The 22,044-nt window shown below is 60.9% G+C and carries 17 protein-coding genes, 1 tRNA gene and 2 pseudogenes; 5 read left to right on the forward strand and 15 right to left on the reverse strand.

The annotated features are described in order from the left end of the window. Positions 1–7: 7 nt before the first annotated feature. The 9 genes from HX811_RS08500 to bcsQ are packed head-to-tail and all read right to left on the reverse strand — an operon-like array spanning position 8 to position 14,420. Positions 8–1,135, reverse strand: coding sequence for a cell division protein FtsQ (locus HX811_RS08500; RefSeq protein ID WP_008435708.1), 1,128 nt, complete (start codon positions 1,133–1,135; stop codon positions 8–10). A 12-nt stretch (positions 1,136–1,147) separates the two neighbouring features. Then, a complete protein-coding gene (locus HX811_RS08505) occupies positions 1,148–2,563 on the reverse strand; it encodes an MBOAT family protein (RefSeq protein ID WP_003218070.1) in 1,416 nt (471 codons plus the stop codon). A 17-nt stretch (positions 2,564–2,580) separates the two neighbouring features. Continuing rightward, entirely contained in the window at positions 2,581–3,246 is a 666-nt protein-coding gene (locus HX811_RS08510; protein WP_008435711.1) for an alginate O-acetyltransferase AlgF, read from the reverse strand. Beyond that, positions 3,246–3,917, reverse strand: a complete 672-nt coding sequence (locus tag HX811_RS08515; protein WP_003218072.1) for an SGNH/GDSL hydrolase family protein — start codon at positions 3,915–3,917, stop codon at positions 3,246–3,248. Before HX811_RS08515 ends, HX811_RS08510 begins: the two co-directional genes overlap by 1 nt. A 16-nt stretch (positions 3,918–3,933) precedes the next feature. Then, positions 3,934–7,791 carry a cellulose biosynthesis protein BcsC gene (locus HX811_RS08520; RefSeq protein ID WP_008435712.1) on the reverse strand — a complete coding sequence of 1,286 codons (3,858 nt, stop codon included), beginning with the start codon at positions 7,789–7,791 and terminating at the stop codon, positions 3,934–3,936. Then, entirely contained in the window at positions 7,773–8,969 is a 1,197-nt protein-coding gene (gene bcsZ, locus HX811_RS08525; protein WP_177009278.1) for a cellulose synthase complex periplasmic endoglucanase BcsZ, read from the reverse strand. The genes HX811_RS08520 and bcsZ overlap by 19 nt, the downstream gene beginning before the upstream one ends. Next, positions 8,966–11,224: a cellulose biosynthesis cyclic di-GMP-binding regulatory protein BcsB gene (gene bcsB / locus HX811_RS08530; protein WP_134325575.1), complete on the reverse strand. Its 2,259-nt coding sequence runs from the start codon at positions 11,222–11,224 to the stop codon at positions 8,966–8,968. Before bcsB ends, bcsZ begins: the two co-directional genes overlap by 4 nt. Next, on the reverse strand, positions 11,221–13,440 hold the full coding sequence (gene bcsA, locus HX811_RS08535) for a UDP-forming cellulose synthase catalytic subunit (RefSeq protein WP_177021033.1): 2,220 nt from the start codon (positions 13,438–13,440) through the stop codon (positions 11,221–11,223). Before bcsA ends, bcsB begins: the two co-directional genes overlap by 4 nt. Continuing rightward, positions 13,437–14,420: a cellulose biosynthesis protein BcsQ gene (bcsQ, locus tag HX811_RS08540; protein ID WP_177045546.1), complete on the reverse strand. Its 984-nt coding sequence runs from the start codon at positions 14,418–14,420 to the stop codon at positions 13,437–13,439. Before bcsQ ends, bcsA begins: the two co-directional genes overlap by 4 nt. A gap of 691 nt (positions 14,421–15,111) precedes the next feature. Between bcsQ and HX811_RS08545 the strand changes: the two genes are divergently transcribed. From HX811_RS08545 to HX811_RS08555, 3 genes are all read left to right on the forward strand, one after another. Then, a complete protein-coding gene (locus tag HX811_RS08545) occupies positions 15,112–15,348 on the forward strand; it encodes a DUF2790 domain-containing protein (protein ID WP_177045548.1) in 237 nt (78 codons plus the stop codon). A 484-nt stretch (positions 15,349–15,832) separates the two neighbouring features. Continuing rightward, positions 15,833–15,908 (forward strand) — tRNA-Thr (locus HX811_RS08550). 631 nt (positions 15,909–16,539) lie between these two features. Next, positions 16,540–16,830: a DUF3077 domain-containing protein gene (locus HX811_RS08555; protein WP_177045550.1), complete on the forward strand. Its 291-nt coding sequence runs from the start codon at positions 16,540–16,542 to the stop codon at positions 16,828–16,830. Positions 16,831–17,027: 197 nt separating this feature from the next. Here HX811_RS08555 and HX811_RS08560 read toward each other — a convergent pair whose 3' ends face one another. The 3 genes and pseudogenes from HX811_RS08560 to HX811_RS08565 form a co-directional block, all read right to left on the reverse strand. Beyond that, positions 17,028–17,378 carry a hypothetical protein gene (locus HX811_RS08560; protein WP_177045552.1) on the reverse strand — a complete coding sequence of 117 codons (351 nt, stop codon included), beginning with the start codon at positions 17,376–17,378 and terminating at the stop codon, positions 17,028–17,030. 175 nt (positions 17,379–17,553) lie between these two features. Beyond that, on the reverse strand, positions 17,554–18,393 hold the full coding sequence (locus tag HX811_RS31960; RefSeq protein WP_371132396.1) for a phage portal protein: 840 nt from the start codon (positions 18,391–18,393) through the stop codon (positions 17,554–17,556). Beyond that, positions 18,305–19,105: pseudogene (locus tag HX811_RS08565) on the reverse strand (terminase); the annotation flags it as partial. The gene HX811_RS31960 and the pseudogene HX811_RS08565, both read right to left, overlap by 89 nt. Before the next feature lie 2 nt (positions 19,106–19,107). Here HX811_RS08565 and HX811_RS08570 point away from each other — a divergent pair. After that, positions 19,108–19,305, forward strand: a pseudogene (locus HX811_RS08570) (DUF6124 family protein); the annotation flags it as partial. A 72-nt stretch (positions 19,306–19,377) separates the two neighbouring features. Here HX811_RS08570 and HX811_RS08575 read toward each other — a convergent pair. Genes HX811_RS08575 through HX811_RS08585 form a run of 3 tightly spaced genes read right to left on the reverse strand, consistent with a single transcriptional unit; the run spans position 19,378 to position 20,982 of the window. Then, positions 19,378–20,088 (reverse strand): SDR family NAD(P)-dependent oxidoreductase, encoded by a 711-nt coding sequence (locus HX811_RS08575; protein ID WP_003218108.1) that lies wholly within the window; start codon positions 20,086–20,088, stop codon positions 19,378–19,380. Between the two features lie 31 nt (positions 20,089–20,119). Then, positions 20,120–20,770 carry a DsbA family oxidoreductase gene (locus HX811_RS08580; protein WP_008435730.1) on the reverse strand — a complete coding sequence of 217 codons (651 nt, stop codon included), beginning with the start codon at positions 20,768–20,770 and terminating at the stop codon, positions 20,120–20,122. After that, positions 20,767–20,982, reverse strand: a complete 216-nt coding sequence (locus HX811_RS08585; RefSeq protein WP_003218111.1) for a 4-oxalocrotonate tautomerase family protein — start codon at positions 20,980–20,982, stop codon at positions 20,767–20,769. The genes HX811_RS08580 and HX811_RS08585 overlap by 4 nt, the downstream gene beginning before the upstream one ends. Before the next feature lie 258 nt (positions 20,983–21,240). Here HX811_RS08585 and HX811_RS08590 point away from each other — a divergent pair, with 258 nt between their 5' ends. Continuing rightward, on the forward strand, positions 21,241–22,014 hold the full coding sequence (locus tag HX811_RS08590; RefSeq protein WP_177045555.1) for an alpha/beta fold hydrolase: 774 nt from the start codon (positions 21,241–21,243) through the stop codon (positions 22,012–22,014). Positions 22,015–22,044 lie beyond the last annotated feature (30 nt).

A 22,044-nucleotide genomic window follows, 5' to 3' on the forward strand; every position in this document is an offset into this window, starting at 1 on the left:
AGTCAATTTACTGACTAATCTTTATCGGGTCGTAAGGTGTTTGCAAATCCCGCTCCGGGATCTCCCAGATCAGCAGCTTGGGCGGCGTCTGCTTGAACGCCGGGCTGTCGAAATAAGCCTTGGCGGCGCCTGAAAATTCGCCGCCGTCCTTGCTGAAGTTACCCACCGGAGCGTTCAGGGCTTTTTGCAGGAAACCCACGAAATTCGAATTGCGCGAAAACGAGGTACCGATCAGTGCCACGTTCGGCAGGCCGGCGTCACCAAACAAATCGTCAGGGTTACTCGACGCCGCCGGGCCGTTCTCATGCGCGGTGCTGGCCGCAACCTGCTCGCCCACCGGCTGTAACTTCGGCGGCAACCAGTCGAGACCGGCCAGGCGCACCAGGTCACCCGGACGCGGTGCGAGCGGTGCCTGGGTAATGTCGAAGGCTTGCTCCGGCGTGGCCTGGATACCGCGCTGCTGGATGCGCAGGGCCACGGCGCGGGCGCCGGCATTCGAGCCGATTTCGCTCCAGTGCGTGTCGGTACGCAGGTAGGCATCCGGGCCGAGGGGTTTCAGGGTGTCGGTCAAATCCAAGACTTCAACGCCCGCCGCTTGCAACAGCGTGCTCCATTGCTGAATCCGGCCATCCAGCACGGCCGGACGATACAAGCCGCAACGCTGGGCAGCGGCGATGCGGGTTTTATCCGGCACCACCATCACTTGCAGATCAATACCGCGCTGGCCTAGCTGCTTTTTCAGGTCGATCACCGCGTCGGCCTTGGTGCGCGCATTGTCTTCGGCGTGGCGGTTGAGCTTCAGTTCATCGCTGATAAACAGCCAGCCCGGGCAGCCCTGGCGCACCCGCGGCCCAGTGTCGCCGAACGCCAGCCAACTGGCGCCGCGCTCCAGGTTTGCCGCTTCGATGGCCATCGGTGCCTTGGACAGCTCCTTGGCAAACCGATGGGTCACTTCACCGTGCAGCAGCATGTCGCTGTCGACCTTGGGCGGCAGGAAACTCACCGGGCCCTTGACCATCAGCCAGACGCAAGACAACAGCCCCGCCGCCAGGAAAGGCACCAACACCCAGCCCGCCAGGGGGCTGGTGCGGACGGCCAATTCACTCGGTGGGGTCGGCGCGGTAGGGGCGGGCATCGTCAGGCTTCCTTAGAACTGAAAGTACAGAAACGGTACGGCATCGCGGCTGGCAATCAGCGCGAACGACAACACAAACCCCGCCACCGGCCACAGGGATGCGGCCACCACAAACCAGGGCTGCGTACCAAAACGCTGCTCGCAGCGGGTCTGCCAGATCGGCGCGATGATGCACACCAAACCGAGCAACGCGGCCATGCCATGGGCCGGGCGCATGGCCACGGCCAACGCATCACCCAAGGCCATGCCATGCATGCCGAATTGGCCGGCGTACATGGTCAGTGCCGAATGGAAGTCCGGTGCGCGGAACAGCGTCCAGGCCAGGCACACAAACAGCAGCGTCAAGATGTGCGACAGCACCGGCGGAATGCTCGGCAGGCTCGAGCGCGACCACGCCCGGTCAATGCACAACGCGATACCGTGGGCCGAACCCCACAACAGGTAGTTCCAACTGTCGCCGCCATGCCACAACCCGGCAATCGCCATGGTCAGGAACAGGTTGCGGTAGGTACGCCATACGCCATCGCGGTTACCGCCGAGGGCGATGTAGAGGTAGTCCCGCAGCCAGCTGGACAACGACAAATGCCAGCGCCGCCAGAAGTCCTGGATGCTGCTGGCGAGGTACGGCCGGTTGAAGTTTTCCGGGAAGTGGAAGCCCAGCATCAAGCCCAGGCCGATGGCCATGGCACTGTAGCCGGCGAAGTCGAAAAACAGTTGCAACGAGTACGCCAGGCAGCCGATCCAGGCATCCACCAGGCTCGGGTTTTCCAGGTGGAAGGCGATGTCCACCAGCGGCGACAAGGTGTCGGCCACCAGCACTTTCATGCCCATGCCGATCATGAAACGCCGAGCGCCAAGGCTGAAATTCGGCCAGTTGAAATAACGCTGGTTCAGCTCGCGCCGCACCCAGTCATAACGAATGATCGGGCCCGCAATCGAGTGGCCGAACATCGAGATATAGGTCGCGTAATTGATGAAGCTGCGCTCCACCGGCACGGTGTGCCGGTGCACATCCACCAGGTACGAAATCGCCTGCAGCACAATGAACGACAACCCGGCCGGCAACGCCACGCGCTGCCAATCCAGCGGCATCGCGCCGTACCAGGTGATCACCTCACTCACGGTGCCCGCGACGATGTTGGCGTACTTGTACCAACACAGCACCGCGGTGTTGAACACGATCAACGCGATCAACAGCCGCACCCGGCCCTTGCCGTCTTCACGGGAACGGTCCACCAGCAAACCGCCGACCCACGCCACCACGGTCAACACCATGTGCAGGAACAGGAACAGCGGGCTCAACCAGCCGTAGAACAGCCAGCTGCCGATCAACAGAATGACGTTGCGCCAGCCCGGACGGGCCAGCGCATAAATCAACAGGAAGGCCGGCAGGAACAGCGTGAGGAATTCCAGTGAGGCAAAGACCATGGTGGTGTCGGGCCCGATCAGTTAGCGAGCGTGTCGGAGGTAAACAGCAACCTCGAACCGGCGGCCGATGGCAGTGCGAGCACGCTGTAGCGTTCGCCGGCCTTGAGGGTGAAGGTCAGCGGCTGGCCCACCGGCGCGTTGGCGCACTTGAGCTGCACCGACAGTTCCACCGGGTTGATCATGCGGCGCGAAATCGCGCCTTCGGCGACCTTCTTGAACAGTTCGGCTTTTTGCGCCACGGCTTCCAGGCTCGCGTCGGCGCAGGCGGCGTCGGCGTTGATAAAGGCCAGCGAGGCCTTCAGTGCGTTGAAGTCATCCGGCTGTTCGTGGATCACCAACTGGCGCGTGCCGCCCTTGGCGTCCGGCACGGCCACTACGGTGGCGAACTCGCCCGGCGCGACGGTCACGGCCAGCTCGGAATCCTTGCCGCCCTGGCTCAACACACCCTTGATCGGGGTCTTGCCGCCCGACACCGGCAGGTAGTCAGACACCAGTTTGTCGCCACCCAAGACCAGGCTGGCCTTGGAGCCCTGGGGCAGCAATTTCAGCTCGCCGTCGGTGCCGTTGGCCAGGCGCAGGAAGGCCGAATCCTTCTCCGGGCCGGTGGGGTAAAGCGGGATGTCGGCGCTGTAGGCGCTGACGCTGGCGAGCAAGGTCGCCAGGCCCAGGGTGATCCGTTTCATTATTGCGCTCCTTTGCCCACGGCGGCCGGTGGCAACTTCGCCAGGGAGTCGCCGATCGCCTTGGCCCACTTCTGGTAGCCGTCGATGGTGAAGTGTTGGCCGTCGGTGGTGATCCACTGGCCCGGCTTGGAGAAGGTCAGCGAGTCAACGTAGGTGCACGGCGCCACGTTGGTGGCGAGGAACTGCGACATCACCTTGGTGCGCGCATCATCCTTCTTGTACTGCGAACCGACCTTGCCCCACGCCGGCCCGACCCACACGCACTTGGTGCCGGTTTCGGTGATGGCCTTGGTCAGGGAAGTCACGCTTTTCCAGGCCCAGACTTTCGGGAACTGCGGCTCCGGGTACGAGGCCATGGTGTCGGCGATGATGATCACCACCAGGTCCGGCTTGTCCTTGGCGATCAGGTCTTTGATCGGGGTGGTGCTCATGGCGTTCTTGCCGAAAATCTCGGCCTTGCCAACCGGCAGGCGCTCGGCACCGCACTCGACTTTCTTCGGCACGATCCAGTCGGCTGCACCGGCGCCGCACGCGCCGATGGAGTGAACCTTGGCACCCTGGGCGGTGAGGTTGTCCTGCAGCGGGTTGAGCAGTGAATCAGGAAAGCTCATGTGACTTTCGCCCAATACCAGCAGGGTCAGGCCGGCAATAGCAGAAGCGGAAACAGGCATGGATGACTCCTATCAATCAATTCGAATAAGGGGAACGGTACGGACTGACCGGCAAGGGCATAGGCCCGCTCAGGTCTTCAAACAAGTAGCGCAGGTAGGCGTTACCGACGTACTGGCGATAGTCCTGGGCGTTGTCGAGACCGACTTCGCCACCCAGGTAAAAGCGCGAGCTGAGGCGGTATTCGGCGGCGGCGTTGAAGCTGTAGCCGATGCCGGTCTTGCTGTCCTTGGCGTATTTCGGATCGCCCCGGGTCGGGTCATTTTGGTAATCGCTATGCCCCGGGAAATAATCGACCGCATCTTGCTCGATATGCTGGATGCCCACCGAACTTTTTATCTGGTAGCTGAACCGGTCAAAACTCTGCGCCCAGCGCACCGGCACACCCAGGGAGAAGAAGCGCTGCGGGCTGAAGTAACCGCCCTGGCCGTAGGTGTAGTAACCCTGGTTTTCCTTGAAGCCCATGACCGAACCGCTGATGCCGAGGGTCAGGGTGTCGGTCGGGGTATTGCGCAGGTACCAGTAGATGCCGCTGCCCAGTTCCAGCCGGGTGTTGTCTTCGACGTTGTTGCCCAACAGCTCGTGCAACGAGGCGTAGCCATATACACCGAGCTTCTGGTTGTCGTAGCTCAGGTCGCCACGCCCGCCGTTGGCGGTCACGCCGCCCCATTTCTCGCCGGTACGCTTGTCTTCGGAACCGGCAAAGGAGGTCACACTGTCGGTGACCGGACGCCGCGAAACGTTGACCCCGTAACGGAAGTTGGAGCCCTGGGAGAACGGCCGCGAGACGCTGGCGCCACCGACGATGGTGTCGTACAGAAAGCCCAGCGGGCTCACACCGATGTCGGCCTTGAGGCCTTCATCCGGGTTCTCCACGGCAACGGCCAGACCGACGCCTGTGTCGCTCTGGGAGCCCGCCGGGTTGGCCGTGCCACCGCCAAAGCGTGTGGCAGAGTCGCTCTTCACGCTGCCGGAACTCACATGCACCGGCGTCACGCGCAGCGCAACGTTCAGATCCCCCACCGGCATCCGCGCTTCGAATGGCGCCTCGACGTCAGTGATTTTGCTCAAGCCGCTTTCGCCATTGTTGCTGCGAACGCTCAAGCCCTGCACCAGGTAACCGGTGCGATCCCGCAGGATCGTATCCAGCGCACGACGTGCCGGGCTGAGGTTGGCGGTGTCGAGTGCAGCAATGCTCGACGGTGGCTCGAACGGCTCGTTCCAGTTGTTCGACGCCGGACGCGCGGAGGCTGCCAGGGCATTGTCCGGCACGACATTGGTCGGTGCATCAATCGGCGGCGGCACGGCGCCGGCAACGGTCAGGTCGGTGACCTGGCGACGCTGGCCCGGCAAGCCGACGAAGGGGTTGTAAGGCACGCCCTGGGAGCCGGCCTGAGCCAATTGCGTCTGGCTCTTCTGGCTGTTCTCAATCGCCAACGCCTTGCGCAGCAGTGCAGCGGCTTCGTTGTTTTTGCCCAGCCCCTGATAGATGCGCGCAGCCGAGGTGAGGATCTCGGGGTTGCCCGGTTCCAGGGACAGCGCCTTTTCACTGGCGCTTTCCGCCAGGCCACGATCACGGCCTTGCAGCGCGATATCCGCCAGACCCAGTTGCAGGCGAGCGTTGTTCGGGTTCTGCTGAATCAGCGGCGCATAAAGCTCCATGGCCTTTTTGCTGTTGCCGCTGGCCGCGTACATCCGCGCCAGGGCACCTACCGCCATAGCGTCGTTGGGACGCTGGGCAAGGGCCGGCGACAGCATGTCGTAGGCCGCGACCAGGTCGTTTTTCTCACGCAGGGCATCAGCCTGTTTGACCCGGTACAGGTAGATCAAATCGTCGTAACGCTGGCGACCGGTTTCACTCAGCGGCTTGCCCTGCACTTCACGCAGGATGTCGCCCGCCTCGGTGTAGTGGTTGGCCTTGAGCAGCACGTTGGCGTACAGCAGTTTCTGGTCGACAGTCGGGTTCGGATTGTTATCCAGAACCTTCTGCATGATATCCAGACCCTGCTGCGTCGCGCCGACTTCCACATAAGCGGCCGCCAGCACCGCCAGGCGCTCAGGCTTCTGCCGGGTCATGGCTTCACTGCGGCCCAGCAGCGCGAGGGCTTCCGGGCGTTGGCCACGGCGGGCGGTCTCGATGGCGATGTCGGTCTGCTTGTGCAGCGCGATATCGATACCCAGCTCGTTCATGTCAGCGGTACGTTGCCCCGCAGGGATACGCGCCAGGGTCTCTTCAGCCTTTTTCCACTCACCCAGCTCCGCCGACAGCAGCGTGCTGGTGTACAGCGCGTCCGGCTGGTTCGGCTGCTTGGCCAGCAAGCCGTCGATCAAGGCACGGGCGTTGCGAATCTGGCCGTCGCGCAGGTAAATGCGCGCCAGGGCGAAGCGTGTCCACGGGTTTTCCGGGTCGGCATCAAGGGCTTGTTTGTAGGCGGCTTGCGCGGCTTTCAAATCGCCCCGCTGCTCGGCCAGCTTGCCGACCTGGGTAGCGCGCAACGCGGTGATTTTCACACTCGGCGCGAACTTCGCGCGCTCGGCGGGCGACACCGAGTCGATCAGCTTCAAGGCTTCTTCCGGCTGCCCCGACTGGGACAGCACGTTGATCAAGCCGCTCAGCGCGTCCGGGTCGCCAGGATGACGGGCGAGCACTTTGCGGTAGCCGGCTTCAGCGGTGTCGAACTGATTGTCCTGGGCCTGGAAACCCGCCAGTGCCACGGCAGCGCCGGGCTGGCCAGGGTTCAAGCGTTCGGCCTGGGCCACCAGGTCGCGGGCCTGGCTGCCGCGCCCGCCACGCTGGGCGTCACGGGCCTGGTTGAGCAGGTTCCAGTAGCGCACATCATTGAGCGCCGACTGCCATGCCGCGCCACCCGGCAAACGGGTGGCCTGAACCAGGTAGCTTTCAGCCTCGCTGAAGCGCTGCTGCTGTTGACGCAGCACGCCCATGCCGCCGAGGGCATCGACGTCATTGGATTTTTCATTGAGGCGCGCCGCCAATAGCGGCTCGGCGGTTTTCAGGTCGCCATCATCCAGCGCCTTGAACGCCTTGGTCATCTGCGGATCACGCTGCCAACCGGCGCCGGTCTTGCCTTGGGCAATGCCCTTGTTCATCAGCGCACGGATTTCGCTGTCGTCCGGATGCGCAGCCAGAAACTGCTGGAACAACGGCACCTGGTCGCTCTTCGGCGGGCCGAGCCAGATCAGCGCAAAGCGCCAGGTTTCATCGGCGTTGCCGCCCACGTCGTTGTTCGGGGCCAGCTTGGCCAGGGCGCGGATGCCGTCGGCGCGGGTGGCCGGGTTACGCGCCAGATGCTTGGCCAGGAACAGCGCCACAATCGGGTCGTTCGGCCGCTCGCGAGACAAACGCTGCAAGCCGGCGATGGCCTCGTTCGTGCCCTTGGGCGTGAAGCCCAGGGTGTTGTAATACTCGCGGGCAAGCAGGCCCTGGGGCTGGCGCCCCTGGAAGATCTGGCGATACAGCGCCACCGCTTGTTCGCGCTCTTCTTCAGGCTCGCCGAGTTCACGGGCCTGTTCCAGCAACTTCGCGTTGGCCGGGATGTTGACGGTGATGTCCTGCTCCAGCAGCAAGGCCTGGCGCGGTACCGGGCTCAGCGCCTGCAGGCGGGCCAGGTACTTTTGCGCTTCGGCCGGACGCTGTTGTTGCACCTGGATCAAGCCGATGCCGTACAGCGCATCCGGCTGTTCAGGGCTCAGGCGCAGCAGTTTCTGCCAGGTCTCGAGGGCGCGTTCCGGGTTCTTTTTCGACTGCCAGTAATAGCCCTGCTCGATCAGCAGGCTTTGCGGGTCAGTGGTTTCGGCAAAGCTGGCGCTGGAAGCCAGGGCCGCCAGAATCGCAATGGCTAGCGTGTGACGGCGCATGCAGACTCCCAGGATAATTTCACCGTGCCGTCTTGTTCGAAACGGTACTTTTGATCAGCGAAGCCCTGGCCGAACAGGCTGAGCATGTAGTCGTAGTAAATCGGCTGGGCGCTGTCCGGGGCCGAAGGCGCGAGCGCCTTGGCGAGGGCGTCGTCGACTTTCTGCTTTTGCAATTGCGCCAGGGCGGTTTCGCCCCGGGCCTGGAAGAAGGCCATGGTGGAGGCCGAGAAACCCGTCGGCGTGTAGCCGTTGTTTTTCTCGACTTCACCGGTCAGCACGTGGACTTTCTCCGGCGGCAAACCGCTGACCGACGCAGCGGTGGCACGGGAAATCCCGCCCAAGGCCTTGAGCATCGGCGCGGCCAGCGGGTCGCTCTTGGCGGTCATGCCGGCCCAGAGGTAAGTGCGGATCGCGTCGTAGCTGCCCAGGTCATCGGAAAACGGGTCGACGATAAACAGCCCGGTGTTCGCGCTGGTGGCGCGATAACCGACCCAGTTGGCCGCCAGGCCATGGGGATTGCTCGGCAGGTCGGCGAGCATCTTCGCGTTGCTCTCGGCCACTTCGTTCCAGCCGGCGTTCGGGCGCTCTTTTGCAAAGCGGCGCAGTTGCGGCAGTACTTGATAGCTGGGGTTGAAGCGCCACAGGCCTCCCGCGTGTGCATAGCCTACCGGCCCCGGCAACAGCATCTTGCCCAGGCCCGGTACGCGCACGATCAGGTTGCGTTCAACGTTGGCCAACACCAGTTGCGCGTCGCTGCGGTACTGCGGTGCGTTCCACACGCGCGCGGCTTCGAGCAACGCATAGGCCATCCACAAATCGGCGTCGCTGGCGGAGTTGCTGTCGATCGCGCCCCACTTGCCATCGTCACGCTTGCCCCACAGCCAGGCCGGCAGGTTCTGGCCGATGTCGGCGCCCGCCATGTTGGACTTGGTCCAGGTCCAGAGCTTGTCGAAGGTCGCCCGGTCGTTGCCCACCAGGGCAAAGAACATCGCGTACGACTGCCCTTCCGAGCTGCTTTCCGTCGGCTTCATGGACGAGTTCAACACCCGGCCATCGTCCTGGATAAAGCGCTTGGCATAGTTCTGCCACAGCGGCCAATCGCAGGTCTGTGCCTGGGCGGCACCGGCAAGCAATGTGCTGCCAATCACCGCCAGGATCGCGCTACGCAAAGGGTTCATGCCAACCGCCGTTTTGCACGGGCACGCAGTGCCAGGTAGATCAGGCAGGTCAGCACCAGCAGCCCCAGGAAGGTAATCGCCAGCATCCAGCCCAGGTTCTGCGACAGCTGCCATTGCATGAATTTGAAGTAGTTCAGGTCGCCGACGTAGTACTGCTGGTCCGCGACCAACGAGCTGATCTGCGTGCCCTGCACCACCGCCAGGCTGCCCTGGATCGAGTCTTTGTAGTCGTCACCGCCAATCAGCGCCGAGGTCGCTTCAAGCAGGCCCTGAGGCTGGTTGCTGGCAATCAGCACCACGCTGCGCCCGGCCTTGAGCGGCGATTGGAAGCCGGCGAACCAGGTGCTGTTGCTCAGGCCGCTGAAGGTGATGCCGGCATTGGCCGTATGCTGGTTGGCCGCGGCGTCCGGGCTGATCCAGCTGCGCACATAACGTGGCAGGTCAGACAACAGGAAGTGGTGCTGCAGGCCGTCACTGGTGGCCGGCAGGTATTGCTGCCATTGCTGCAGCAGCGGCTGGTTGCCGCCGGTGGCGAGCACCAGAAGGTCTTTGTCGGCAACGCTTTGCACGTCTTTGGCCTGCACCACTTTGACGGCGGTGGCCGGGTAGCCGGTGGACTCGCCGAAGCGGCCCATCACAGTCAGGTAGGCGCTCAACTCATCGGTGCCGACGTTGTCCGGCATCACCACCGCCGACTCCGAAAGGTCAGCCAGGCGGGTGAACGGGAAGCCGGAATCGTTGAACACGCCGAGGTTCGGCATGGCGATAAAGTGCTGGTAGCTGCTCAGGTCCAGGCTCGAGTCCGGGTCAATCGCACCGCGCATGTTGTCGACGATGATGTCCCGGCATTCGCCTTCCTTGATGTAGTCGTACATGAAGCGCAGTTGCAGCTTGGACTTGGGCGAAGCCGAGCTGATCGGCAACAGGGTCGTCACTTCACGGGGCAGGGTTTCGTCTTTCTTCAGCTGGTCCAGCAGGCTCTGCCCACCGCCCAGGTTGCTCACCGACGGCAACGCGACAGACTTCATGAACTGGTCGTTCAGGCCGATCAGCAAGGAGGAGTTGGTGGACACCTGCTGCGGCGTGTAGCGGTATTTGACGTTGAGCGGCACGCCCTCTTCACGCCAGTTGAACAGGTCGGGCGGCAGGCGCAGGTCGACGCTGATCGGGCCCGGGTTGTAGCCGGAGACGTTGAGTTTTTTCAGTTCTACCAGCTCGCCAAGGCGTACCGGACGGTTGCTGGGCAGCCAGTTCGGCGCGTCGTAAGGGCTGCGCGGGGCCAGGGTGTCGAGCCTGGTGATGACCACGCTGTTGCCGGTCAACACCGGGTTGCCCAGCACCACGGCGGTGGCGGCACGCTTGAGTTCGGCGCCATCACGGCCGGAGACGATCAGCAGCTTGCCATTCGGGTCGTTGGGGTTGGTGATCAGGGTCAGGGTCGGCCCTTTAGGCTCAGGGACCGCCACACCGTGTACGTCCACGGCCTGGGTACTTTGCACCAGCACGATGGCGTTGCCCTTGGCCGGAATCTCGCCAAGGGTGGTCGGGAACGTCGCACCCCGGTAGCTGGCCAAGCCGCCTACCCACGACGACAGCGCACCGGCAGCTTCCAGCGCGGCGTTGTCCGGCGCGCTGGCAAACACGAACGGCAGGCTGACCTGGCGCGCATCGCGCTTGTCGAAGAACGGCAGCGGCAGCACCGACAGGTCGTCTTTCAAGACGATCGGCTGCACCTGCACTTTCAGCTCACTGCTGTTGCTGATCTTGGCCCACAGGCTGCTGTGCAGCGGGTCTTCACAGGACATGGTGTAGTGGCCGATGAACTGCAGGCTCAAGCGGTTGAATTCGGTGATCAGGTGCGCCGGAATCTGCACCAGTTTTTCCTGCTGGATACCTGCGCCCTCTTTGGGCAGCGGCAGGCTGGCGGCGACTTCGTCGTTGACCAGCACGTTGATCTGCGACAGGTCCGCCAGCAGCGCCGGCGAGTAGCTGTACTTGAGCAGCAGTTGCGCGCCCTTCACCACTTCATCGGCACGGATGTCGAAGTTGACGCTGTCGGACGCTTCCACGCCTTGCAGGTTCATGGTGTCGCGACGGCCCAGTTGCTTGAGGGTCAGGCTGTAGCCCTCGTCAGTGCTCTGCACCGCAACAGCGGGTGCAGCGGCCTGTGCCTGCGAGCCCAGGCCCAGCAGCGAAGCGATCATCAGCGCGAGCACGCCGCGCGACTGCGGGCGGGCAAATAGTGTGGAAGTCATGGCTTGTCCATCAGCGTATCGAGCGGTTGTGAGGGAGTGCGGCGCAGGGCCAGACGCAATTCATGCAGCGTGGCGCGACCCAGGGTAAACAGGCCGCCGATGCCGATGGCACCGACTTCACGCAGGGCTGACAACGGTGTATCGGGCTGGCCGGCGCCCCAACTCGCGGCCCAGGTGTCGGCGCGGGAAAACGTCAGGCGTACCAGTTCGCTTTGTTGGCGCAGGGACAGTGCATCGAATTGCGCGCCAATCTGCGCGCCCTTGCTGAACACCACCCGCGCCTGGAACAGGCTGTCTTGTCCGTTGCGCGACAGCACCAACTGCAACTGTTCGCCCCGGGCAATCTGGTGCCCGTCGGCGAGGATCAGGCCGAAGCCGTTCTGCGAGAAATCCTGGGTCGTACCTTTGAGCACACGACCGTCGGCGCAGATCACACTGACCGGCAATTTCGCGCTGACCCGCGGCTCGGAGCGCACTTGCCGCGCTTCGGAAGCCACCGCCACTGCCGCGCTGGTGATGATCAGGTTGTAGAGGGTCCAGGTCAGGTTGATCGCCACGGTGACCGCGGTGGACTCGTCGCCCCAGATCAACTGATAAAGACCGAAGCACAGCCCGACCAGGTTCACCGCCAGCAGTACCAGGTACGGCCGGGCGAGTTTCCAGTCGAAGAACTGCTTGTCGATGATCCCGCCCTTGTCGGTGACGTTGAAGCCGCCCGCCTTGGGGTTGACCAGCGCAACCAATACCGGCGGCAGGATGTACCAGGCCAGTACGGTCTCGTAGACCTCGTTCCAGAACGAGTGGCGGAAGCGCCCCTGGATCCGCGAGTTGGTCAGGCTCGAATGCACGAGGTGGGGCAACACATAGGCGACAATCATCAGCGCCGAGGCGTGGAAAATCTGCGCGCCGAAAATCAGGTAGGCCAGTGGCGCGGTGAGGAACACCAACCGCGGCAAGCCATAGAAGAAGTGCAGCATGGCGTTGGCGTAGCAGATGCGCTGGCCCCACTTCAGGCCTTTGCCCAGCAGCGGATTGTCGGTGCGGAAAATCTGCGCCATGCCCCGCGCCCAACGGATGCGCTGGTTGATGTGGCGTGACAGGCTTTCGGTGGCCAGGCCCGCGGCTTGCGGGATCGCCAGGTAAGCGGTGTTGTAGCCCAGGCGGTTGAGCTTGAGCGCGGTGTGGGCGTCTTCGGTGACGGTCTCGACGGCCACGCCGCCGATTTCCAGCAAGGGCTTGCGGCGGATCACCGCACACGAGCCGCAGAAGAACGTCGCGTTCCACAGGTCGTTGCCGTCCTGCACCAGGCCGTAGAACAACTCGCCCTCGTTGGGCACGGCGCGGAAGGTGTCGAGGTTCTTTTCAAACGGGTCGGGTGAAAAGAAGAAGTGCGGCGTTTGCAGCATCGCCAGCTTGGGGTCCTTGAGGAACCAGCCGAGGCTGACTTGCAGGAAGGAACGGGTCGGCACGTGGTCGGCGTCGAACAGCGCGATGTACTCGCCGTCGGTGACCTTCAACGCTTCATTGAGGTTGCCGGCCTTGGCGTGGAAATTGTTGTCGCGGCGGATGTAGTTCACGCCGATCTTGCGGCAGAAATCGCGGAAGTCGTCGCGACGGCCATCGTCGAGCACGTGGACGCGCAACTTGTCCTTGGGCCAGTCCATCGCCTGGGCGGCGAAGATGGTCAGTTTGACGATGCTCAACGCCTCGTTGTAGGTCGGGATGAACACGTCGACCGTGGGCCACTCCGACGGTTCGGTCTTGAGCCACACCGGCTCGCGGCGCAGCGGCCAGGCGGTTTGCACGTAGCCGAAGATCAGCACCACCAGCGCGTACAGCTCGGCGAGCACCAGGCCGTAGCCGAACAGCATGTCGAGCCAGGTTTCAAAACCCAGGGTGGAAGTCAGCCGCCAGTACATGTAGCGCAGCGACGCCACCAGCGACAACACCACCAGCGCGAGGATCGCCATGCGCCCGGGAATCTTGCGCAGCACCAGCACCGCGAGGAAGCACACGGCGGCAAACAGGCATTGGCTATAGAGGTCCAGCGGGGCGCTGACAATGCTCACCAACAGCAAGGTGCCGACCACACAACTGATCACCACCAGCACTTTGCGCAGCGTATCGGGCCAGCGATTGAAGCGCGAAATCGCGGCGTCCAGCCGCTGCTCGGCGCGCCCCGGAGTGTGGGGCGTAGAGGACGTAGTGTCGGTCATGGAAGGTCCGAATCGATTCGTTCGAGCAGCGTGCGGCACAGGGCGTGAATGTCCTGGCAGCCGAGACTGTTGACGGTAGGGTCGAGGGGATCGCGGCCGCAGGCCTGGGCTTCACTGAACACCGGGTCACGGTGGACCGTGCCGAGCAGTGCGTCGCCGAGGCGGGCCTTGAACACTTCGGCCATGTCCAGGCTGAAGCGGTGGGCGCCGTCGAGTTGGTTGATCACGTAGTAACGCTGTGGTGGTTTTTCGCACTCAAGGTACGGCGCCAGCACACTGTCCATCTGGGCCAGGGTGCTGAATGAGGAAACATCCGCCTGCACCGCCACCAACACCACGTCTGCCAGGGCCATGGCCTGGTGCAGGTACACCGTGTTGCCGGCGGGCACGTCGATCACCAACGTGTCCTGGCCATTCAACTGCAAACCGGCCAGGTGCCGGGGCAGCCATTGGGCGTCTTCGCCGAGCCAGCGATTGAGGTTTTTTTGCTGGTCGTTGTTGGTCTCACCGAAGGCCATCAGGCGGCAACCGGCAAAGCCACGCTCAGCCAAGCCTTCCCAGGACTCATTGCTCAAGCTCGTCGCGCCGATGCCGGGCAAATTCAGGCCCAGGCACAAATGATGACGCAGGGCATTTTGCGGGTCCAGGTCCAGCGCCACGGCCGGGTGGCCTTGACGCTGCAAGCCGCTGGCAATGGCCGCGGTCAGCGTGCTGCGACCGACACCGCCCTTGAGCGAGACCACCACGATCACCTTGGGTGACGATTGATCCGAGTACACCTCACCGGTCGGCCCTTCGACCACTTCGGGAGGTTGCAGGTGATCGGCTTCGCCCTGGGTCAGCTCTTCGAGCAAGCGCAGCAATGGCGCCGACGGCGGCTCATCCAGTGCGACGGCGCAAGCGGTTTGGGCCGGGATGGGCACGGCGTCGAAACGCTCGACCACCACGTCATCCTCAAGATAATCATGGACGGCGTACATCTCCCGGTAGCCATTTGGATTGGCGCCCAGCTTATTGAATAGTTTTGAAATATCGTCTGCGCGACTCACCCACGGCCCTCCCCGGTTATTACGCTTTAAAGGCGTTAAAAAGGTCAGCCCGTTGAGCTGACCTTGGTTTTTCTAGTTATGTGTTGGCTGGCGGCATTCTGTGATATCAGATTGATGGTGTCAGTATTTTGATGCTTTTTGATGAATTCTTTCCGACGAGCGGCTTAGTGCCGTATTTTTGACTTATTTGGCGAATTTTTATCAATTTCTTTCAGATCAGAAGCTTGCGGATGCTTCTAACAGTTTTTCTGGCCGCCTGGTCAGGAAAAATTGCTTAGCTGACGAATCAAATTACAACTTAGTCATTAACCGCCAACGTTCCGTAAACCGGGTTAAACGATTCCGCTATTTATATGACGTTTAATATTTCGAAACAGAATACGGTAAGACTCGCCTTATTCAAGGGAAAAACGATGACCGTTATGTCGAAAACATCTAAGAGAAAGACCCTGAGGCACTAATACCTCTAATGGATATGTTTCTGTATCAAGTTGTATGCAATCCCCTTCTCAACACATGCCGAGGCAAAACGCCGGGGTGCATGACACAGGCCGGATACCTCCCGGGCGCTCAATAGGCTCCAACGCAACACACACCCTATTGAACCTCAGAGGACACCACCATGAACCGCAACACCCTCATCGCCAGCAGCCTGTTTGCCTTGCTCAACGTTGCCGTCTTTTCGGCCCATGTCCAGGCCAGCCCCAAGCTGGATGTACAGCAAGTACTGTCGACAGTGGACGATGGAGGCGCGGCGTGTGGCGTGGTGAATGCGCGGATGACCTACCTGGATTCCCACGGGCAGAAGCGGGTGTTTGAGTACAAGAAATTTGCCGATTCATGCAACGAAGGCAGCTAAAAAGCTGAACGACAAAACCTGTGGCGAGGGAGCTTGCTCCCGCTGGAGTGCGCAGCGCTCCCACTGTTTTGGGCCTGCTGCGCAGCCCAGCGGGAGCAAGCTCCCTCGCCACAAAATTTCATCTGAAGCTAAATCGCGTTAACCACGAATACGGTGCTCGGTGAACTCATAATCCTCCTGGCAATCGCCAGTCGGGTCCGTCGCCACACCAGCCGTTCTCGGTTTGAATCGGCTGGGTTTGCTGCGCATCGCGGAAAAACGTGATGGTGAGGCGGCCGTCGGGCTTGAGGTTGTTGTTCGAGGACAGGAACTGGCACTTGCCGCTTTCTGCACGCAGGCCTTTCCAGTGATCCAGCGCATGGGATTGGCGGGGCTGGGGTGGCTGAAACGAGGCCGCGCAGAGAAAACCCGGCCGGTTGCAAAAATAGTCAGAATTCAGGGGTTTACAGATGCCTGCCAATCGCTATAATCGTCGCCCTAACACGCCGGTATAGCTCAGTTGGTAGAGCAACTGACTTGTAATCAGTAGGTCCCGGGTTCGACTCCTGGTGCCGGCACCATACAAAACGAAGCCCTCGCAGAAATGCGGGGGCTTTGTTGTTTCTGGATTGCTCTTACCACAGATCCTGATCTGGCAGCCTCTCTACTTTCCGCTGATCACCTACCTGCTCCCACGCCCCTCTGCAAACCTTTCGAAAGCCCTCACTCCTGTAACCACGCTCGCATCGATCCTTGTATGCGAAATTTTGGGTTGAGGCGGAACAGTGCAGAGCGATAAATAAATCCGTCCCCTTTACGTGTGACAAGCAGGCGTTTTGCCCTCTATTCCCGATTCATCTAGCTTGCAGCTCACGTGGCATACGAATATTCTTAGCCCGTCGCTGCTCATCAGCGGCCGGGCCTGGAAACCCGTAGCTTAAGGACGTTACAGCATCGTCAAACAATCAGCAGGCGCTTCTTTTCGCCCGTTGTTTGTGCTTTTTGGCGGCTGTGCGTGGGAGGCCTCGTGCCTGCCGGGTTCCTTTTGCTCCGGTTTCCAGCCCGCGTACAGCTGCCACCTTTCGCCTGGAAACGTTTGGGGCAGCTCTTTTTGTTCACGCAAGAGGAGTCAGCTATGCCGTACGCATCATCGTTTGTTTCCGTCCCAACCTCAGTGATCACCCGCCGCGATTTGCTTACGGGAGGTCAGCAATGAGCGACCCACACTCAGTAACCACCCTCGGCGTGGTCACCTTCGCGGACTGCGGAGAGAACAAACACGACATGAAAGTATTGCGAGTCAATGCAGGGGTGCCGCTGCGAGAAGCGCTGGAACACGCCGCCCATTTGCTCTACTACGCCAAAGTGCTTTCGCTCGAAGCCGCCATGGATAAAGACGGCGAACACTACGCCTTCGCCTCGCATTACCTGGGCGAAATGGGCAAGGCGATCATCGACGATTTAGGCCAGGCCTTGTTGCCCGATGGACCTGACCCGCTATAGATTGGTCTGACCAGCGTACGATAACCTATTTCGCGCGCTGGCCCTCCCCCGCCACGACATCACCTCCCTAGGCCTACCGTGCGAGTTCGTCTTCGTCACAGACGAGCAAAGCCATTCAGACAGCGCATGCTGCACTGTAGAATGGCTCTGTTACTTCTTCCAATACTATTGATATCTCCTCCAGTAGTAATAACGTATCAGCTCCTGAAGTATTTACCGATATCACTAGTTTGACTTACCATTATTGAATAGTCGATTAATGAATTACTTCCCGCAACTTGCTCATCGGAACAATAAGCATTGAATGAAAGGTCACAATTTGACCTGAGAAACCTTGCCACTTCTTGGAACAAGCCTGGATCTTCTGTTTTCATGCGTTGCAAGTCCAGATCAAAAGTATCATGCTTAGTGAAGTCCAATCGCCCATACGGGTCAACTGGAAAATACTTCGCGACGACGTCTGGAGCTACAGAGTAAAAGCGCTGCTGCAGCAAGTCGGTTCTTGTTTTTGATAGAATATACGGATACTCTTTGTTAGGATCTGGCATTTTAAACTCCTTAACTCTCTATTATTTAACAAAGTCCGAAAGTCATATTCCTCCTTTCGTCCCACACAGAAACTCTATATACAAGTCATCTCTTTCACACCTGTGAGAAATGACAGTTTTTTATATTTTCTTGCTATTTGAATAATCGCCATCGGACATATCTTTTTAAATTGAATCAACGCCAATCAATTTTGCAATCGCTCCTTAAACACTCATTCATCTGCAAAAATAGATGCCGAATTGGCAAAATTTCATTATTTGTATATACGCGATCAATCTTCTCAATATCCCCAAACCCCGCCGCATTCTCCGGCATGCACCCCGCGAGCGCCGGGTTCATCCGCCAGGCTGCAATCACGTCATTGCGCGTGATGTTCTTCACCCGCTCAAATTCATCCTTGGTCGCAATATCTCCCACCGGAATGATCTGAATCGCCTTGTCACCGCCCCCCGGGATGTTGACGAACAACGACCGAAAATTTCCCACACCCTTACTCGCCCCGATCTGGCTTTGCATCCGCTCTTCATCCTCCTCCGAGAGGTTCGGGTCGTTCGTGTAGAAGATGAACCCGGCATGGGCGCCGTTGTTGTAATACCGGCGCCGGAATAACGTCGCGGACTCGTTGAGCAACAGCGCGTGCATGCCGCCCAGGTAGTCGGGCACACCGTAGATGTTCTGTTCCACGTCGTAATCCATGACGTGTTCCACTTGGTCCTCCTCGAAGTGCAGGTGCTTGCCGCCGGGCAGCAGCATTACAAACCCACCGCCAACCTTTCTGCGCATGTTCAGCGCCGGCAGATGCTCCAGCTCCAGCACCTGGCCCAGGACGTTGGCCTTGCGCTGAAAATACCCCTCGCCAAATACCATAAAATCCAGCGCCGCCCGGCCCATGGTCTGCGCACTGCACCCCGCCGACGGTATAAAGTCACGCAGCAGCAGATTGCGTTTGAAGCGTGGAATGGTGCCGTGATGGGCGTTGGCACGCAGCATCTTGGCCAGCCCGGTTCGGGACACGGGCGGTGTGTAGATCTGCCCGTCGTCGCTGGCGAACACGCCCAGGTACTCGCTCATGTTGCCGTTCAGCACCGACTCGGGCGCGCCGAAGCTGAATGCCTGTACTTTGCGCCGCATGGGGCTTCCCGGAGCTGCTGCCGGGCTGTGTGGCTTGGGATCGTTCATGGCTGCCTTCGAGGGTGGACCAGCGGCTGCGCCGCTTCTTGTGGACGTTGAGGGGTTCGTGGGCCAGCGCGTGCATCACCGCCCAGGCGATGTCGTCATGGCCGGTGGCGTCGGTGCGCGATGCGCTGTAGGTGATCTGGCCGCTGGTGGTCGCGCCGCGCTTGATGGTCAGGAAGGCGGCGGCGATGTCATTCCAGCCGGCGTCCCATTCGATGCGGCAACCCTGGATCGTGTCTTGCGCCTTGAGCACCAGCGTATTTTTGGTTTCAAGGCTGTAGTGAATTGGCGTGGCCCGCGGGAAGAAGTCGCGCACCAGGTCGAACACACCGTACCCCACACCGGTGATATCGATCCCAATGTATTGCACGTTGAAGCGCTCGCACAGTTTCTTGACCTGGGCCGCCTGGAAGGTGAACGAGTGCCCGCGCCAGGAGTGCTTTTCCAGGATCCTGAACTTTCCGCCTTGCTCCAGCGGCGGGGCCACCACCACACAGGTGGCGTCGTCGCGGGTGCGGCTGGGGTCGTAGCCGATCCACACCGGGGAGTTGTCCCGATGTGGACACCGAAACGCTGCTGGCCAATGCAGCAGAAACCCTCTCGTCGGCTAACGAAATGGTTTCGAACCTGGCATTTGAGCTGGAAGGATCACAAAGGGCAGTGGCATTGGGAATTCAGCAATTGATCGAGTTGAGTTCACTGCTGGCAGATCGGGCATTGGAGCAGGTTGCCCCTACAACAGTCGGTTGACCGCATTACACGCCACCCAAAAAACGCCCCGAACCATCACGGTCCGGGGCGTTTTTTATTCAGCCGCGTCGCTTAGTGCCCAGCACTCTGCCCACCGTCCACATGCAGAATTTCCCCGGTCACAAACCCAGCCGATTCCAGGTACACAATCGCCTGCGCAATATCCCGTGCTTCACCCATATGCCCCACCGGATGCAGGCTGCCCAACGCCGCATGCGTCTCTTCACCGTGCATCGGCGTCTTGATAATCCCTGGGCTCACCGCGTTCACGCGAATGCCGCGCTTGGCGTATTCAATCGCCAGCGATTTGGTCGCCGAGTTCAGCCCCCCTTTGGTCAGCGATGCCAGCACCGACGGCACGCCATCAATCGCGTGGTCCACCAAACTGGTGGTGATGTTGACGATGTGCCCGGCGCCCTGTTTCAGCATCTCGGTAATCGCCAGTTGGGTGATGTAGAAGAACCCGTTCAGGTTCACCGCCAACACGTTTACGTAGTCTTCGTGGGTGTAGCTGGTGAACGGTTTGGCAACGAAGATCCCGGCGTTGTTGATCAGGCTGTCGATGCGGCCAAAACGCGCTACGCCTTCGCGGATGACGCGCTCGGCGGTGGCCGGGTCGGCGATGTCGCCGGCCACGGTGAGGATGTCCGGATCCGTCGACGGTTTGATCGACCGGGAGGTGGCAACCACGCGGTAATCCAGCTCGCGGTAAGCCTTCACTGCAGCAGCGCCCAGGCCTTGGGATGCACCGGTGATCACAACGACTTTTTTCGAATTGCTCATGATGAAACCTCTATAGGGAAAATGGGATGGTTCAAGCAGCCGCGGCGGACATTTCCCGCAGCATCTGTTCGTAGTAACTGACTGATTGCGACCCGGAGACCAGCTGGCGGCCATTGAGGACCATGGCCGGTACGGAGTTGATGCCGTGCTCGCGGTAGAACGCTTCCAGCTCGCGCACTTCATTGGCGTAGGCGGTAGAGCCCAGCACCCGTCGTGCGCCTTCAATATCCAGCCCGGCTTCGGCGGCCAGACCCGCCAGGGTTTCGTGATCGCTGACGTTCTGGCCATCGCTGAAATACCCGCGCAACAGCGCCTTTTTCAGCTCGAGCTGGCGCCCTTGCTGCAACGCCCAAAACAGCAACCGATGGGCGTCGAAGGTGTTGTAGAAGTGGCTGCGCTTTTCCAGGTCGAAGGTGAAGCCGATGGCCGCACCCCGCTCCATCAACATCCTTTTGCCGCTGGCAACTTCTTCAGCGCTGCGCCCGTATTTGCGCATCATGTGGGCAACGGCGTTTTCGCCTTCGGCCGGCATGTCGGGGTTGAGTTCGAAGGGTTTGAAGGTCAGTTCAACCTTCACTTCGCCCGCCAGGTTGTCGATGGCTTGCTCCAGGGCGGTGGCGCCGAGGGCGCACCACGGGCACACCACGTCGGAGATGAAGTCGATGGTGACAGGCGTGCTCATGACGGGTTTTCCGCGAGCTGTTTGCGGTACTGGGTGGTGGTGATGCCGGCGTAGCCCCAGTTATCGGTGTCGACTTCTTCGATGACGATGTGGGTCAGGTCGGGGCGTTTATTGAGGACGCGTTCGAGGGTTTCGGTGATCTCGGCAATGACCTGGGCTTTCTGCTCCGAGGTAACGCCGTCGCGGGTGATACGTACGCTGACAAATGGCATGACAAGGCTCCAGTGACTTGCCCATCGACATGGTGGGCAGGCAGTGAGGCCAATTTAAGAGGTTGCCTGAGGTGGATAAAGGTGGGGCGGAGTACTTCATTAGTGATGCTATGTAATCAATCGAGACGTCCGGCGCTGCGTTTTTTTACTGCTCCCTGGAATAACCGCCCTCCCCGCGCGTCTTGCCTACATGCTTAAGGCAGGCTGCAAACGCCTTGAGTGCTGGCCGATAACCCCTCACTTACGGACGTGCCCCACATGCTTAAATCCACAGTCAAAACCCTGTTGCTGCCTACACTGATGGCCGCCGCGATACTCACCGGCCACGCCTATGCAGCCACCCCGGCGCTATCGGACACCACCGTGGTGCTGGTGCACGGCGCCTTTGCCGATGGCTCCAGCTGGAACAAGGTGATTCCGTTGTTGCAGGCCAAAGGCTTGAAGGTGGTGGCGGTGCAAAACCCGCTGACGTCCCTGGCCGATGATGTGGCCGCCGCCCAGCGGGTGATTGATGCCCAGAGTGGGCGAGTGGTTCTGGTGGGCCATTCGTGGGCCGGCAGTGTGATCACACAGGGCGGCACCAGCGACAAGGTCAAGGCACTGGTTTATGTGGCCGCGTTCGCGCCGTCCGAGGGCCAGAGTTCTGCCGAGTCCGAGAAAGGCTACCCAACCCCGCCGGGTATCGAGACCATCAGTGCCGACGCTTCCGGCTACCTGTATTTGCCCGCCGCGTCCGTGGCGAAAAACTTCGCCCAGGACTTGCCTGCCGACCAGGCCAACCTGATTGCCGTGACCCAGGGGCCGATTCTGGGCAAGGCGTTCGACGATAAAATCACGGTCGCCGCCTGGAAAACCAAACCCAACTATTACATCGTCGCCGCCAAGGACCGCATGATCGACCCGGGCCTGGAGCAGGCCTACGCGAAGAAAATCAATGCCACCACCACCGTGGTGCAAGCCAGCCATGTGCCGATGCTGTCGCAGCCGCAAAAGGTCGCAGATGTGATCATCGCAGCCGCCAGCAAGCGCTGATCGCAGGCATAAAAAAACCCCGAACCAGTC

This window comes from Pseudomonas sp. F8002 (assembly GCF_013385495.1).
GTDB lineage: Bacteria > Pseudomonadota > Gammaproteobacteria > Pseudomonadales > Pseudomonadaceae > Aquipseudomonas.

What these genes read in the sequence shown, in the direction of transcription:
- HX811_RS08500 (WP_008435708.1), bottom strand. Translation starts at nt 1,135, where the DNA reads ATGCCCGCCCCTACCGCGCCGACCCCACCGAGTGAATTGGCCGTCCGC.
- HX811_RS08505 (WP_003218070.1), bottom strand. Translation starts at nt 2,563, where the DNA reads ATGGTCTTTGCCTCACTGGAATTCCTCACGCTGTTCCTGCCGGCCTTC.
- HX811_RS08510 (WP_008435711.1), bottom strand. Translation starts at nt 3,246, where the DNA reads ATGAAACGGATCACCCTGGGCCTGGCGACCTTGCTCGCCAGCGTCAGC.
- HX811_RS08515 (WP_003218072.1), bottom strand. Translation starts at nt 3,917, where the DNA reads ATGCCTGTTTCCGCTTCTGCTATTGCCGGCCTGACCCTGCTGGTATTG.
- HX811_RS08520 (WP_008435712.1), bottom strand. Translation starts at nt 7,791, where the DNA reads ATGCGCCGTCACACGCTAGCCATTGCGATTCTGGCGGCCCTGGCTTCC.
- bcsZ (WP_177009278.1), bottom strand. Translation starts at nt 8,969, where the DNA reads ATGAACCCTTTGCGTAGCGCGATCCTGGCGGTGATTGGCAGCACATTG.
- bcsB (WP_134325575.1), bottom strand. Translation starts at nt 11,224, where the DNA reads ATGACTTCCACACTATTTGCCCGCCCGCAGTCGCGCGGCGTGCTCGCG.
- bcsA (WP_177021033.1), bottom strand. Translation starts at nt 13,440, where the DNA reads ATGACCGACACTACGTCCTCTACGCCCCACACTCCGGGGCGCGCCGAG.
- bcsQ (WP_177045546.1), bottom strand. Translation starts at nt 14,420, where the DNA reads ATGTACGCCGTCCATGATTATCTTGAGGATGACGTGGTGGTCGAGCGT.
- HX811_RS08545 (WP_177045548.1), top strand. Translation starts at nt 15,112, where the DNA reads ATGAACCGCAACACCCTCATCGCCAGCAGCCTGTTTGCCTTGCTCAAC.
- HX811_RS08555 (WP_177045550.1), top strand. Translation starts at nt 16,540, where the DNA reads ATGAGCGACCCACACTCAGTAACCACCCTCGGCGTGGTCACCTTCGCG.
- HX811_RS08560 (WP_177045552.1), bottom strand. Translation starts at nt 17,378, where the DNA reads ATGCCAGATCCTAACAAAGAGTATCCGTATATTCTATCAAAAACAAGA.
- HX811_RS08575 (WP_003218108.1), bottom strand. Translation starts at nt 20,088, where the DNA reads ATGAGCAATTCGAAAAAAGTCGTTGTGATCACCGGTGCATCCCAAGGC.
- HX811_RS08580 (WP_008435730.1), bottom strand. Translation starts at nt 20,770, where the DNA reads ATGAGCACGCCTGTCACCATCGACTTCATCTCCGACGTGGTGTGCCCG.
- HX811_RS08585 (WP_003218111.1), bottom strand. Translation starts at nt 20,982, where the DNA reads ATGCCATTTGTCAGCGTACGTATCACCCGCGACGGCGTTACCTCGGAG.
- HX811_RS08590 (WP_177045555.1), top strand. Translation starts at nt 21,241, where the DNA reads ATGCTTAAATCCACAGTCAAAACCCTGTTGCTGCCTACACTGATGGCC.